The 13,349-nt window shown below is 71.8% G+C and carries 17 protein-coding genes; 11 read left to right on the forward strand and 6 right to left on the reverse strand.

Annotated features, from left to right (window positions below; translation table 11 throughout):
- Window positions 1-99: 99 nt before the first annotated feature.
- Window positions 100-1,221: a metallophosphoesterase gene (locus ACZ63E_RS14950; protein ID WP_465336459.1), complete on the reverse strand. Its 1,122-nt coding sequence runs from the start codon at window positions 1,219-1,221 to the stop codon at window positions 100-102.
- A 73-nt stretch (window positions 1,222-1,294) separates the two neighbouring features.
- Between ACZ63E_RS14950 and ACZ63E_RS14955 the strand changes: the two genes are divergently transcribed.
- Both ACZ63E_RS14955 and ACZ63E_RS14960 read left to right on the forward strand, forming a co-directional pair.
- Entirely contained in the window at window positions 1,295-1,567 is a 273-nt protein-coding gene (locus ACZ63E_RS14955) for a DUF6412 domain-containing protein (protein ID WP_465336460.1), read from the forward strand.
- Between the two features lie 64 nt (window positions 1,568-1,631).
- Window positions 1,632-2,306: a YidC/Oxa1 family membrane protein insertase gene (locus tag ACZ63E_RS14960; RefSeq protein WP_465336461.1), complete on the forward strand. Its 675-nt coding sequence runs from the start codon at window positions 1,632-1,634 to the stop codon at window positions 2,304-2,306.
- On the opposite strand, the gene ACZ63E_RS14965 is transcribed toward ACZ63E_RS14960, so the two are convergent.
- Window positions 2,289-2,702 carry a DnaJ family domain-containing protein gene (locus ACZ63E_RS14965; RefSeq protein WP_465336462.1) on the reverse strand — a complete coding sequence of 138 codons (414 nt, stop codon included), beginning with the start codon at window positions 2,700-2,702 and terminating at the stop codon, window positions 2,289-2,291. The two genes, ACZ63E_RS14960 and ACZ63E_RS14965, sit on opposite strands and share 18 nt — an antisense overlap.
- A 63-nt stretch (window positions 2,703-2,765) precedes the next feature.
- Here ACZ63E_RS14965 and ACZ63E_RS14970 point away from each other — a divergent pair, with 63 nt between their 5' ends.
- Window positions 2,766-3,542 carry a TetR/AcrR family transcriptional regulator gene (locus tag ACZ63E_RS14970; protein WP_465336463.1) on the forward strand — a complete coding sequence of 259 codons (777 nt, stop codon included), beginning with the start codon at window positions 2,766-2,768 and terminating at the stop codon, window positions 3,540-3,542.
- Window positions 3,543-3,571: 29 nt separating this feature from the next.
- Here the strand turns inward: ACZ63E_RS14970 and ACZ63E_RS14975 are convergent, their stop codons facing one another.
- The 3 genes from ACZ63E_RS14975 to ACZ63E_RS14985 form a co-directional block, all read right to left on the reverse strand.
- Window positions 3,572-3,832, reverse strand: a complete 261-nt coding sequence (locus ACZ63E_RS14975) for a hypothetical protein (protein WP_465336464.1) — start codon at window positions 3,830-3,832, stop codon at window positions 3,572-3,574.
- A 5-nt stretch (window positions 3,833-3,837) separates the two neighbouring features.
- Window positions 3,838-4,986 (reverse strand): lytic transglycosylase domain-containing protein, encoded by a 1,149-nt coding sequence (locus ACZ63E_RS14980; protein WP_465336465.1) that lies wholly within the window; start codon window positions 4,984-4,986, stop codon window positions 3,838-3,840.
- 194 nt (window positions 4,987-5,180) lie between these two features.
- Entirely contained in the window at window positions 5,181-6,095 is a 915-nt protein-coding gene (locus ACZ63E_RS14985; protein ID WP_465336466.1) for a LysR family transcriptional regulator, read from the reverse strand.
- A 103-nt stretch (window positions 6,096-6,198) separates the two neighbouring features.
- Between ACZ63E_RS14985 and ACZ63E_RS14990 the strand changes: the two genes are divergently transcribed.
- Complete coding sequence (locus ACZ63E_RS14990; RefSeq protein ID WP_465336467.1) at window positions 6,199-6,894, forward strand: SDR family oxidoreductase; 696 nt, start codon at window positions 6,199-6,201, stop codon at window positions 6,892-6,894.
- Between the two features lie 101 nt (window positions 6,895-6,995).
- A complete protein-coding gene (locus tag ACZ63E_RS14995) occupies window positions 6,996-7,583 on the forward strand; it encodes a hypothetical protein (protein ID WP_465336468.1) in 588 nt (195 codons plus the stop codon).
- 11 nt (window positions 7,584-7,594) lie between these two features.
- On the opposite strand, the gene ACZ63E_RS15000 is transcribed toward ACZ63E_RS14995, so the two are convergent.
- A complete protein-coding gene (locus ACZ63E_RS15000; RefSeq protein ID WP_465336469.1) occupies window positions 7,595-7,810 on the reverse strand; it encodes a GNAT family N-acetyltransferase in 216 nt (71 codons plus the stop codon).
- A 64-nt stretch (window positions 7,811-7,874) separates the two neighbouring features.
- Between ACZ63E_RS15000 and ACZ63E_RS15005 the strand changes: the two genes are divergently transcribed.
- From ACZ63E_RS15005 to ACZ63E_RS15030, 6 genes are all read left to right on the forward strand, one after another.
- Entirely contained in the window at window positions 7,875-8,123 is a 249-nt protein-coding gene (locus ACZ63E_RS15005; RefSeq protein ID WP_465336470.1) for a hypothetical protein, read from the forward strand.
- Between the two features lie 169 nt (window positions 8,124-8,292).
- Window positions 8,293-9,174, forward strand: a complete 882-nt coding sequence (locus ACZ63E_RS15010) for an SIS domain-containing protein (RefSeq protein ID WP_465336471.1) — start codon at window positions 8,293-8,295, stop codon at window positions 9,172-9,174.
- Window positions 9,171-10,079, forward strand: a complete 909-nt coding sequence (locus tag ACZ63E_RS15015) for a 1-phosphofructokinase family hexose kinase (protein WP_465336472.1) — start codon at window positions 9,171-9,173, stop codon at window positions 10,077-10,079. The genes ACZ63E_RS15010 and ACZ63E_RS15015 overlap by 4 nt, the downstream gene beginning before the upstream one ends.
- Window positions 10,079-10,921 (forward strand): class II fructose-bisphosphate aldolase, encoded by an 843-nt coding sequence (locus tag ACZ63E_RS15020; RefSeq protein ID WP_465336473.1) that lies wholly within the window; start codon window positions 10,079-10,081, stop codon window positions 10,919-10,921. Before ACZ63E_RS15015 ends, ACZ63E_RS15020 begins: the two co-directional genes overlap by 1 nt.
- A gap of 69 nt (window positions 10,922-10,990) precedes the next feature.
- A complete protein-coding gene (locus ACZ63E_RS15025) occupies window positions 10,991-12,385 on the forward strand; it encodes an ABC transporter substrate-binding protein (protein ID WP_465336474.1) in 1,395 nt (464 codons plus the stop codon).
- Complete coding sequence (locus tag ACZ63E_RS15030) at window positions 12,385-13,341, forward strand: carbohydrate ABC transporter permease (RefSeq protein WP_465336475.1); 957 nt, start codon at window positions 12,385-12,387, stop codon at window positions 13,339-13,341. The genes ACZ63E_RS15025 and ACZ63E_RS15030 overlap by 1 nt, the downstream gene beginning before the upstream one ends.
- The last annotated feature ends 8 nt before the right edge of the window (window positions 13,342-13,349 follow it).

Consider the following 13,349-nt stretch of genomic DNA (forward strand, 5'->3'; position numbering starts at 1 on the left):
AAAACTCAAAAAAAAAAAAAGTTTGTGGAAAGAGAGCGGCCCCCCCAGTGTGGCCTTGGGTGCGTTCAACGCACCGAAGGCCACACTGGGGCGCTCGGGTCAGGCCGCGCGCAGGGTGAGGAGCGTGATCTCGCTGGGCGCGAAGATCCGGAACGGCGGCCCCCAGAACCCGGTGCCCCGGCTGTTGTACAGCTGGGTCGGGCCGTGGCGGGTCAGGCCGGACAGCGTCGGCTGGTCGAGCCGCACCAGCAGGTGGAACGGCCAGATCTGGCCGCCGTGCGTGTGGCCGGAGATCTGCAGGTCGACCGCCGCCTCGCGGGCTTGCGTCACCTGCTTGGGCTGGTGGGCCAGGAGCACCACCGGGACGTCGGCCGGGCGGTCGGCCAGGGCGCGCTCGAGGTCGGGGCCGTGGCCGGGCAGGCCGGACGACGTGCCCGTCGGGTCGTCGATGCCGGCGAACAGGATCCGGTCGCCGCCGCGCTCGAGGAGCGTCGAGCGGTTGTGCAGCGTGTCCCAGCCGAGGCCGGCCATGTGGTCGAGCCAGGCCTGCGCCTCGCCGAAGTACTCGTGGTTGCCGGTGATGTAGAACCGCCCGAGCGCGGCCTGGACGCCGCCCAGCGGGTCGACCTGCTTGCGGCGCTTGGCCACCGCGCCGTCGGCGAGGTCGCCGGCGTGGCAGACGACGTCCGCGTCCAGGGCGTTCACCGCGGCGACGACCTTCTCCGACCACTTCGTCCGGTCGATCGGGCCGAAGTGCGTGTCCGTCAGCACCGCGACGCGCAGGCCGTCGAGGCCCGGGCCGAGCCGCGGGACGACCACGTCGGTCGCCTTCACCGGCGGCACCCGCATCGCGACGCGGTTCCCGTGCACGAGCAGGCCGGCCGCGACCAGCAGGGTCGCGCCCGCGACGATCCGCGACCGCGCCGGGTCGTCGACGCCCAGCAGCGCGACCCGCAGCACCAGGCTCAGGATCGACCAGCTGAACAGCACCCAGATCACGGCCAGCAGGGAGTCGCCGAGCCGGGCGCCGCCGTCACGCTGGCGCTTCCCGTGCCCGAAGACCATCGCGACCGGCATCGTGACCAAGCCCGCGGCCAGCACCACGGAGCCGGCGATCGTGCCGGCGGTGCCCCAGTCCGGCGCGAGGACGAGCGTCCACCACGGCACGCCGAAGAGCAGGAGCAGCGCCAGGATCGGCACGACGACTAGTTGGCCTCTCATCGAACCAGGTTACAGCCCATCGGGCTGTTAGCACTTCGGCTACCCTGGAGCGGAGGGAAGGGGGACGGCTGCCGTGAACACGTTGCTGGAGCTGGCGTTCCCCGTCGCGACCAGCCCGACCGCGCTGGTCGCCTTCGCCTCCCTCGCCGCCGCGAGCCTCCTGGTCGTGCTGCTGGTCGGCAGCACCCACCGCAGTGAGCTCGCCCTCTGGTCGGCGCCGGTGCGCAGCCGCGCCACCGCCCTGCGCCGCCGGGCCCGGCGCGCCGAGTCGATCCGGCTCCGCGATCCCGGCAGAGCCGGGCGAAGCAGGCCACGAGCACCCGGGTTCCGCAGCACGGCTGCGTGAGAACCCTCTTCGACGCAGCCATTCCGCGTACCCCCGTTCCTTCCACTCGTGCGGAGTGCTGCCCATGTTCGGCTTTCTCGACGTGCCCGTTTCCGGCGCGTACCACCTGATCCACTGGCTGCTCGCGGCCACGGCGTTCACCGGCCCGCTGTCCACCGCGCTGGCCATCGTCCTGTTCACCCTCGGCGTGCGGCTGCTGCTGCACCCGCTCGCCCGGTCGGCGGCCCGCGGCGAACGCGCCCGGGCCGTCCTGATGCCCGAAATCCGGGCACTCCAGGAGAAGCACGGGAAAGACCGCGAACGGCTGGCCGCGGAAATGACCAAACTGCAGCAGGAGTCCGGGACGTCGCTGTTCGTCGGCTGCCTGCCGATGCTGCTGCAGCTGCCGTTCTTCACGATCATGTACCGGCTCTTCACCACGGCGACGATCGGCGGCGAGCCCAACTCGCTGCTCGGCGCGACGCTGTTCGGGACGCCGCTGGGCGCGCACGGTCTGGCCGGCAGCCCGCTCGTGTTCGTCATCGCGGCCGGGCTCGCAATGGTCGCGTGGTTCTCGGTGCGCTGGCAGGACCGGCACCGCGACACCACCGCCGAGGTGCCCGGCGGGAAGCTTCTCCGGCTGCTGCCCTACGGCACCGTGCTGGCGACGCTGGTCGTGCCGCAGGCCGCCGGGATCTACCTGCTCACCACCACCGCGTGGAGCGCGGCCGAGCGGGCGTTGTTACGACGCGGCTCGTAGGCGTCGCCAGTTCTCGACGGCTTCCTCGACGTCCACGAACGCCACGGTGAGCGGCGGGCCGGTGTGGTGGTTGAGGTAGGCCTGGCGGATCCGCGTGTTGAGGTCTTCGACGAGCTCCCGCACATCCCGTTCGGTCCGCTGCCCGGCGAGCTTTTCGGGCAGGTCCTGCACTTCGCGCTTGAGCGCGAGCGCCGGCGGCAGCAACGCCTTCGTGTCGTGGCCGCCGGCGCGGACCTGCCGGAGCACCCAGTCGGTGGCGGCGTCGTTGCCGGTGGGCCTCGGCAGCGGCTTGCCGGCGCCGGGCAGGTCGTCGAACTCGCCGCGGTCGTGGGCTTCGCCGATCTGGCGGTCCACCCACCAGCGGAAGGACACCTTGGGCGGCTTGCGTCGGGTCATCTCCTCACACCCCCTCGTCCGCTTCCCAGGGTAGTCTCCCGGGCGGAGGAGCGAGGGGAACGCATGACCGCCGAACGCACTGGCGCCGACGACGTCGACCGGACGCTCGCGCTGCTCTGGCGCGCCCGGGGCGGCGCGGCCGAACCGACCCGGGGCCGCCGTCCGACGCTGACGATCGAGCGGATCGTCGCCGCCGCGATCACGGTCGCGGACGCCGACGGGCTGGCCGCCGCGTCGATGCACCGGGTCGCCAAGGAGCTCGGCGCGGGCACGATGACGCTCTACACCTACGTGCCCGGCAAGGCCGAGCTGGTGGACCTGATGGTCGACGACGTGCTCGTCGAGCGGCGGCTGCCCGGCCCGGGCGAGCCGCGGCCGCGGGACTGGCGCGAGCAGGTGGCGCTGTACGCCCGGCGGACCCGCGAGGCGTACCGGAACCACTCGTGGCTGTGCGAGGTTTCGCGCGTCCGGCCGCCTTTGGGCCCGGGTCAGCTGGCCGGGCAGGAGTACCTGCTGTCCATCATGGACGAACTGGGCCTGTCACCGCGGCAGGCGGTGGCGGCGGCCAACGGGATCGGCACGTACGTCGACGCGAACGCCGCGCTCGGCGCGGAGAACACCCGGCTGGAGCGCAGCACCGGGCAGTCGACCGAGTCCTGGTGGCACCAGCGGTCTTCGTTCTGGGAGAACTACTTCGTGGTCGACGCGCACCCGTCGATGAACCGGATCTGGCTCGGCGGCGGGTTCGACGAGAGCGCGAAGACCCAGGGCGAGTCGGCGTACGAGTTCGGCCTGAACCGCATGCTGGACGGCATCGAAGCCCTCGTGAGTGACGATTAGGGTTCTAACCCGAATTACCACTCACGACGTTAGCGGCGGACGCGCCACCTCGACCGGCGCCGCTCCTGCCGGGGCACCGCCGGCTCCGGCAGCGTCGTGTCGCCGCGCAGAACATCGCGGCAGACCGGGTCGAACCGGCCGGGCGCCTCGATCATCGGGGCGGCCAGCACCACGTGGCCGCACACCGCGCGGAACCGTCCGTCGTGCCGGCCTGCCGCGAACTCGTCCTCGGTGACGGCGTGGGTGTAACCGTCGGTGTCGCAGCGGATGTGCACGAGGAACGGCTCCACCGGGCTCACCCCGCCGGGCTCGTCGTCGTGCTGGTTTCGGTCGGCGTGCTCGCCGAGTCCGCCGGCGTGGTGGCGGTGGTGCTCGGCGGCGGGGTGGTCGTCGTGCTGGTCGCGGGCGGCGGCGTGGTGGGCGTCGTCGGCGTGGTCGGGTTCGTGGACGTCGGTTTGGTCGACGTCGGCGTGCTCGACGTCGGGCTGCTGCTGGTCGGCGGGGTCGACGTGCCGGGCAGCGAGCCCGGCGGCTGCGCGGTCACCGGCGGCGCCGGCGGGGCGGGGACGCCGACCGGGGCGCCCGCGGCGGCGGCGTCCGGGGCGGCGGGCGCGCCGATGGGCACCTCGCTGTCGGGGAGCTGGGCCACCCCGCCGCGGTAGGCCGCGGCCCACGCCAGCACGGTGTCCACATAGGACTGGGAGTTGTTGTAGCGGCGCACGGCGATGCGCTGCCCGGCGTCGGTCGAGAGGTCGAGGCCGCCCGAGCACAGGTAACGCGCGGTCGCCAGCGCTTCGTCGTAGATGTTGTTCGGGTTCGACACGCCGTCGCCGTTGCCGTCGGAGGCGTACCCGCGCCACGTCGACGGGATGAACTGCGTCGGGCCGACCGCGCGGTCCCACACCGGGTCGCCGTCGTACTTGCCGCCGTCGGTGTCCGCGATCGCGGCGAACGCGCCGGCGCCGTTGAGCACCGGGCCGAGGATCGGCTCCAGGGTGTCGCCGTTGGCGTTGACGTACCCGCCGCGCGCGTGGTTCGACTCGATCCGGCCGATGCTGGCGATCAACGCCCAGTCGAGGTGGCAGTTCGGCTGTTCCTTGGCGAGGATCGCGGCGGCGTTCTGGTACGCCTTGAGCATGCTCGCCGGGATGCCGACCGGTCCGGAGATGCCCGCCGAGCCGGCGCGCCCGCCCGGCACGACCAGCGGGGTCGGCAGCGGCGGCTGGGGCAGGCTGCCGTCGACGGCGATCGGCGGCATCACGATGTTCGGCTGCTGCAGCGGAGCCGCCTGGTCGGGCAGCTTGGTGCCGGCGTCGGCGATCACGACCGGCACGGGCAGGCCCGTGGTCAGCGTGGGCAGCACGACGAGCGCGCCACCGGCGAGCGCGGCGGCGGCCCGGCGGACCGTACGCGAGCTCCTGCGACGTGGCCGGTGCTTCGGCATGGACGTCCCCGCTTCCCTCGATCTCCGCTGATCGCCTCACCCGATCGGCCCCACCCACCGGTACTGGCCGGTAGGAGCAAGCTATCCGATGGAACCAAACTTTGGCGAATGGCACAGCAAAATCGGTGCGTCCAAGAGAAGTTCGTCCGGATGGCACAAAACCTTCGTCGGGAATCTGTCACATTCACCAAGACTTAACGCGTGCCTGAGGAGAGTTTGTCCAGCAGGACACCGGGCACGGTGATCCCACGGTGCGTGACGTCCGAAGAAAACCGCCGGACGAGCGAATCCGACGGAGTCGCGGTGAACGTGACGACTTCGCGGTGCAACGCCGGCTTCAGCCGCCGGAGCGCGCCGGCGAAGGTGCGGGTCAGGGCCGTCGTCGGGACCAGGGCCACGCCGAGCCCGGCCGCCGCGAGCTGAGCTGCCGTCCCCGCCTGCTTCGTCCGCATCACCGCACCGAGCACGCTTCCGCGCCGCGCCGCTTCTTCGTCCAGCCAGCCGCCGAGACCGTTGTCCGGGTGGTAGTGCACCACCGGCTGCTCGGCCAGCTCCGCCATCGTCAGCGCGGTCCGCGTCGCGAGCGGGTGGTCGGCGGCCAGCGCGACGACGATCTCTTCGCGCCCCACCACGTCGGCCGGCCCGCTCCAGCGGCTCGGCCGCGGTCCGACGGCGACGTCCGCTTCCCCCGCCTCCAGGGCGCTGACCAGCGCGTCCGCGCTCGTGGTCTCGGTCAGCGTGATCACGACGTCCGGGCGGCGCCGGTGCCAGGCCCGCAGCACCGGCGCGAGCAGCCCGGCGGTCATCGTCTCCGCGCACGCGATCCGCAGGGTGCCGCCGCCCCCACCGGCCACCGCGCGGCCGGTCCGTACCAGGCGGTCGGCGGCGGCCAGCGCGGCGCGCGCGTCGTCGACCACGGCCCGGCCCACCGCGGTCGGCCGCACCCCGCGGGGCAGCCGTTCCAGCACCGGCGCGCCCAGTTCCCGTTCGAGCGCGCCGATCTGGTGGGACAGCGCGGGCTGCGAAAGGTGCAGCCGCGCGGCCGCCTCGGTGATCGATCCCGCGTCCAGCACCGCGACCAGGCACTCGAGCGCGCGCAACGTAGGCATCAGCAAATTCTATCGTAGCCATCGAAAACATTCGGATCGCGACGGGATTGTTCCGGGGCCGCCGCGCGCTGGAACCGGGGTGCGAGACGAAAGGAGCACGGAAATGTCGTTCGAAGGAAAGCGGCTGGTGGTGGTCGGCGGGAGTTCGGGCATCGGCCGCCGGATCGCGGCGGACGCCCTGGCGGCGGGCGCCGAAGTCGTCTTGGCCGGGCGGAATCCGGGGGGTGTGCGCGAGCCCGGAATGCGCGCCGCATTCGCGGATCTCGGCGAGGAATCGTCGCTGAAAGCGCTTGCCGAAGAAGTGGGTGAACTCGACTACCTGGTCTCGCTGGCCTCGGCGCCGGCGAACGGGCCGCTCACGACGCTGGACCGCGACGCGGTCACGCGGTCTTTCGACGCCAAGGTGATCGGCCCGCTGATGCTGGCGAAGCACTTCGGCCCGCGGTTCCGGGAAAACGGGGCCATGGCGCTCTTCTCCGGGTTCGCCGCCTGGCGCCCGGCCCGCGAACGCGCCGTCATGGTCACCACGAACGGCGCCGTGGCGTTCCTCGCGGAAGCGCTCGCGGTCGAGCTCGCGCCGGTCCGGGTCACCGCGATCTCGCCCGGCATCGTCGACTCCGGCGCGTGGGACCGCCTCGGGGAAGGGAAGGCCGAGCTGTTCCGCCGGACCGCGGAGACGAACCCGGCACGCCGGGTGGGCGGGCCCGCGGACGTCGCGGCGGCGACCCTGCAGGCGCTGGCCAACCCGTTCGTCACGGGCACGGTCCTGCACGTGGACGGCGGCGCGCGGCTTGCTTAGGAACGCAGGGTGAACGAGCCTTTACAGGAGCCTGAACCATTCCTATGATCGGCCGACCGGACGCACCGCCGTCGTCCGGTCGGCCCAGGGTGGAGGGTTTGATGGCACGCAGGGTTTCGCGCGGCGACGCGGTCACGGTCGCCGAGCTGCTGAACCGGTCCGCGGCGGAGGACCGTGACCGGCTGCGGGGCGCGCAGGCGCGGCACCGGGAAAAGCCGCAGGTCATGCGTTCGCTGGCGCGGCTGCGGGTGTTCTCCGTGGTGGCCGGCGCGCTGGCGCTGACCGGCGGGGTCGCCACGGCGATGTCGATGCCGACGCAGCGGAGTGCCGGCGCGGTCTGGCCGCCGGTCGGACTGGAACCCGTGGCCGTCCCGCTGGTTCCTTTTCCTGGCGAAGTGACAGTGCCGCCCGCCAGGCCGACTCCGGAATCCGTGGCACCGCCGGTGGAGCAGCACGAAATAGTTCCGGCCGCAGTGGTTCAGGAATCGAATTCCGGATCCGTGCCCGCCCATCGCGGAAAGCTCGCGAAAGCGGTCAAGATCGTCGGGAAGGCAAAACCGAAGCAGCAGCCGCCGAAGCAGGCGGCTCCGGTGCGGCACGCGATCCCGGACGTCCCGGCGTGGTCGTCCGGCCGGCCCCACCAGCAGCAGCGCCACCACGGCGACCACCACGGCCGGCATCGGTGTTGACTTCGCGGACCTCAGGGGCCGAGCGGGATCTGGTGCTGCATGAAGCCCTTGTCGAGCGCGACCTGGTCGTACAGCCGGCGGGCGGTCGAGTTCGACGTCTGCGTGTGCCAGTAGACGCGCACGCAGCCCTGCTCCCGCGCCCAGTCGGCAACGGCTTCGATCAGGGCCCAGCCGACGCCGCGCCCGCGGGCCCGGCGGTTGGCCGGTTCGGTGAACACACCGGACACAACTGGTGAGTAAGGTGACGAACCCGAATCCGATTCATAGAATCACCAGCCATCAGGTCCGGTCGTGAAGCAGCGGAGGTTGTTGATGGCGAGCACGGCGCACCGTGCCAGTGGCAGGCCCGTCACGGTGGGGGAGCTGATGCTCCGGCCGGACGTCCACGGCAGACGTCGGCCCGAAGACCTCGAAGTCCTCGAACTCGCCTACCGCATGCGCCGCCGGGTCGGACCCGAGCCGGCCGCGGTCCCCGCCGCGTCGACGCGCTCCCGCGCGCTGGCCGTCGTGACCGGGCTCTGGCGGCGCAAGCCCCGGTAGCTCGTCTCCTCCCGTAGGCCACCCTCGTCGAGGGTGGCCTTTTTTGTGCCCGCGACTGCGCGTGTGCGCGCCCACTCTGTGCAAAGTTGCTCGATACGACGATTGACGACGCACAAAACTGCACCTACCGTGACAGCTGTTGCGCACAACCGGCACGGATGGGGAGTTCATGAGCGGGACCTTCATGGCTGCGGAGATCGCCAGCCAGCCCGGCTGCTGGCGTGAGGCGGGCGCGTTCGCCGAGGCGAACGCCGGCCTGCTGCCCGCGCCGGGCGCCCGGGTGGCGATCGTCGGCTGCGGCACGTCGTGGTTCGTCGGCCAGGCGTACGCGGTGCTGCGCGAAACCGCCGGGCTCGGCGAGACCGACGCCTTCGCGGCGTCGGAGTTCCCGGTGGGGCGCGCCTACGACCACGTCCTCGCGCTCAGCCGCTCGGGGACGACGACCGAGGTGCACACGCTGCTCGCGAAGCTGCGCGGCCGCACCCGGACCACGGCCATCACCGGGGTGCCCGCCGAGATCGAGGGCGCCGCCGACACCGTCGTCGACCTGTCCGCCGTGGACGAACGGTCCGTGGTGCAGACCCGGTTCGCCACGACGGCGCTGGCGATGCTGCGCGCGCACCTGGGCGAGGACCTGACCGAGGTCGTCGCGCAGGCCGAGCAGGTGCTGGCCGAGCCGCTGCCGGAGTCGCTGGTCGGCGCCGGGCAGTTCAGCTTCCTCGGCACCGGCTGGTCGGTCGGGATCGCGAACGAGGCCGCGCTCAAGTTCCGCGAGGCGTGTCTGCTGTGGACGGAGTCCTACCCGGCGTGGGACTACCGGCACGGCCCGATCAGCATCAGCGAGCCGGGTCGGGTGACCTGGATGTTCGGCAGCGCGCCGGACGGGCTCGCCGACGACGTCCGCCGCGCGGGCGGCACGTTCGTCCAGAGCGGCCTCGACCCGCTCGCCGACCTCGTCCGGGCCCAGCTCGTGGCCGGCGCGATCGCGCGCCGCAAGGGCCTGGACCCGGACAACCCGCGCAGCCTCACGAGATCCGTCGTCCTCGCATGATCGTCACCGTGACGCCGAACGCGGCGCTCGACGTCACGTACACAGTGGACAGCCTGGTGCCGGACACCGTGCACCGGGCGCGCGACGTCCGGCGCCGGGCGGGTGGCAAGGGGGTCAACGTCGCCCGCGTGCTGCACACGCTGGGCGCCGACGTCCGCGCGATCGCCACCGCCGGCGGGGCCACCGGGGCCGAGCTCGCGGCGGACCTCGGCGCCGCCGGGCTGGCCGCGGAGCTGGTGCCGATCGCCGGGGAGACGCGCCGCACGACGACCGTCCTGTCCGCCGTGGACGGTTCGGTCACCCTGCTCAACGAGCCGGGCCCGGAGCTGAGCGCGGCGGAGTGGGCGCTGCTGGCCGAGCGGGTCCGCCGCCGCGTCCCGGACGTGCTGGTCTGCTCCGGCAGCCTGCCCCCGGGCGCACCGCCGGACGGCTTCGCCCGGCTGCTCGGCGACCGGCCGTCCATCTTGGACACCTCCGGCGCCGCGCTGCTGGCCGGGCTGGCGGGCCGGCCGTCCGTCGTCAAGCCGAACGCCGACGAGCTGCGCGAGGTCACCGGCCTGAGCGACCCGGTCGCGGCGGCCCGGGAGCTGCGCCGCCGGGGTGCGGGAGCCGTCGTCGTCTCGCTCGGCGCCGACGGCCTGCTCGCGGTCACGGCGTCGGGCACCTGGCACGCGACGCCGTCCACTGTGCTCGCCGGCAACAGCACCGGCGCGGGGGACGCCGTGGTCGCGGCGCTCGCGCTCGGGCTCAGCCACCGCGAGCCGTGGCCGGAGATCCTCCGCCGGGCCGTCGCGCTCTCCGGCGCGGCCGTGCTCGGGCCGCTCGCGGGGGACGTCGACCTCGAGCACTACCACCGGGAACGGGGGCTGGTCGCCGTGCGCGCCCGGCCGGAACAGGAGTTGTGATGCCTCTGGTGGGCACCGGGGAGATCGTCGCGGCCGCCGCGGCGGCCGGGCGGGGCTGTGGCGCGTTCAACGCGATCCAGCTCGAGCACATCACCGCGATCGTCGAAGGCGCGGCGCTGGCGGACGCGCCGGTGATCGTGCAGCTCAGCCAGAACGCCGTGCGGTACCACGGCGCGCTGGCGCCGATCGGCGGCGCGGCGCTGGCCGCCGCGCGGGCGGCGGAAGCGCGGGTCGCCGTGCACCTCGACCACGCCGAGTGTCGCGACCTCGTGCGCGAAGCCGTCGCACTCGGGTTCGGGTCGGTCATGTTCGACGCGTCCAAACTGGACTACGCCGACAACGTCCGCGAGACCCGTGAGGTCGCCGCGTTCTGCCACGACCACGGCGTCTGGGTGGAGGCCGAGCTCGGTGAGGTCGGCGGCAAGGACGGGGTGCACGCGCCGGGCGCCCGCACGGACCCGGCCGAGGCCGCGGAGTTCGTCGCGGCCACCGGGGTCGACGCGCTCGCCGTCGCCGTCGGCAGCTCGCATGCGATGCTGACCCGGGACGCCACTTTGGACTTCGACCTGATCGCCCGGCTGCGCGCGGAGGTGCCGGTGCCGCTGGTGCTGCACGGCTCGTCCGGGGTGCCCGACGAGGGTCTCGCCGAAGCCGTGCGGGCGGGCATGACGAAGGTCAACATCGCCACCCAGCTCAACAAGGTGTTCACCGCGGCCGCCGCGGGAGACTGGCGCGCCCACCCGGAACGGGTCGACCCGCGGAAGTACCTGGGCGCGGGCCGGGACGCGGTAGCCGTTGAAGTGCGCCGATTGTTAGGCGTCCTCATGTTGACAGATGCGTGAAAGCGAACAAAACTGCGCACTAACGCGCAGAACGAGCGCAATATTCGATCTCGATCCTGGTGGTGGCGGATGCGACGAAGCAAGGTCTTGGCGTGTGCGGCGGGGGCCTCGCTCCTCCTGGCGGGCTGTGGCGGGGGTGCTGACACGGGCAGCGGGACCGGCGAGAACGCGCTGCCCGGGGTGGAGCAGTACCTCAACGCGCCGTGTCCGGAAGCGGCGGTGAAACCGGCTTCGGACAAGGAGTTCACGTACTGGGCGATGTGGACGGCCGACGAGCCGCAGGGCAAGGTCCTCCAGAAGGCGTTCAAGTGCTTCCAGGACAAGACCGGCGTCAAGGTGAACGTGCAGTGGCTGGGCCGCAAGGCCTACACGCAGAACCTGGTGCCCGCGCTCAACACCGACGCCGTGCCGGACCTGTTCGACCAGGACGTCAGCAAGGTCGGCGCGGCCATCGCGACGCCGGGCGGCACACAGAGCGTCGACGACGTCTTCGCGATGAAGGTCGGCGAGGGTGACAAGACCGTGAAGGACGTGCTGTCGGCGAGCTCGTACGACTTCCCGCAGAACAAGGACCGCGAGGGCCACAACTTCATGGTCCCCTACACCGTCCAGTCCAGCGCCTGGTGGTTCAACAAGGACACCGCCGGCGACGTGCAGCAGCCGAAGTCGATGGACGACCTCGTCGCGCTGTTCGACAAGGCGAAGGCCGACGGCAAGGCGGCGATCAGCCAGGACGGCGACATCCCGTTCTACAACATGTACTTCTTCACCCAGCTCGCCGAGCGCTACGTCGGCTCGGGCGGGCTGAACAAGGCGGCCTCGGACAAGACCGGGCAGGCGTGGAAGACCGACCCGGGCTTCCTCAAGGCCGCCACCGAAACCGCGAAGCTGCCGAAGTACTTCATCGACGGCTGGGACGCGGCGAAGTTCCCGCAGGTGCAGCAGCGCTGGGCCGACGGCGACTCGCGCTACCTCTACGTCGGCACCTGGGCGCCGAGCGAGACGCGCGAGTACCTGGACAAGCAGGGCGCCGGGACGAAGATCAACTACGGCTCGTTCCAGTTCCCGATGCCCGCCGGCGCCACGCACGACACCGTCGAGCAGATGTCGATCGGCTTCGCCGTGACCAAGAAGGCCAAGCACGCCGAGGCGGCCAAGGCGTTCATCGCCTACTTCCTCAACAAGGACATCCTCTCGGGCATCCCGGCGGTGGCCGACAACCTCGTGCCGCGCGCCGACCTCGCCGTGCCGGACGACCTCAAGCAGGTCAAGGCCGCGATGGACGACCCGAAGAAGGAGCACGTCCTGCAGTACGACGGGATCGACGGCATCGCCGGCGGCAAGTGGCAGACCGACGTCTTCGACCCGGCCGACACCGCGCTGCTCAAGGGTCAGCTGAGCCCGCAGCAGTTCGTGGACCAGCTGGCCGCGAAGGGCGCCGAGTTCTGGAAGAACCAGAGCTGATGGCCACACTCACGTCAGCGCCGGCGTCGCGGGTTTCGGAGACCCGCGACGCCGGCGGTGCGCACCTGCGCCGCAAGAAGCGGCTGTTCTGGCCGTTCGCCGCGCCGGCGTTGGTGCTGTACCTGGCTTTCCTGGTGCTGCCGACGCTCGCGACCGTGGTGCTGAGCTTCACCAGCTGGGCCGGCGCGGGGGACACCCCGAAGCCCAACGGCGTCACGAACTACACGCAGATGTGGGCGAGCGACTCGTTCCAGTACGCCTTCCGCAACACGCTGGTGTACGTCTTCCTCGGCGGCATCGGCACGTTCGCACTGGCGTTCCTGTTCACCATGGTGCTGCGGGACATGCGCGGCGGCAAGGTCGTCCGCGCGATCCTGTTCTTCCCGAACATCGTCGCGCCGGTCGCGCTCGGGATGTTCCTCGGGTTCGTGTTCAAGTACCAGCCGGGCAAGCAGGGGCTGGCGAACTATGTGCTGGAGCACGTCGGCGCGGACGCCGCGAAGTTCCTGGCACCGTCCAATGTGACCGGTGTGGTGACGGCGTCGCTGATCTGGGCCAGCTCGGGCTTCTACATCACCATCCTGATGGCCGCGGTCGACCGCATCCCGCCGTACCTCTACGAGGACGCCGAGCTGGGCGGCGCGTCGCCGTGGCAGAAGTTCCGCAACATCACGCTGCCGATGACGTGGGACGTCGTCGGCGTCGCCGGTGTGCTGTGGACGATCAACGCGCTGAAGATCTTCGAGCTGGTGTTCGTGCTGGCCGGGCCGGGCACGTACGCGCCGCCGAACCAGGCCTGGACGCTCGGTATCTACGTGTTCGACCGGACCTTCGGCTCGAACGGGACCCCGGACTTCGGGGCCGCCTGTGCCTGCGCGGTGGCGATGATCGTGCTGGTGTCCGTGCTCGTCGTGCTCCTGAGGCGGTTGATGCGTCGTGACGCTATCCAGTTCTGAAGTCCGCG

Source organism: Amycolatopsis sp. NPDC104819 (assembly GCF_055583145.1).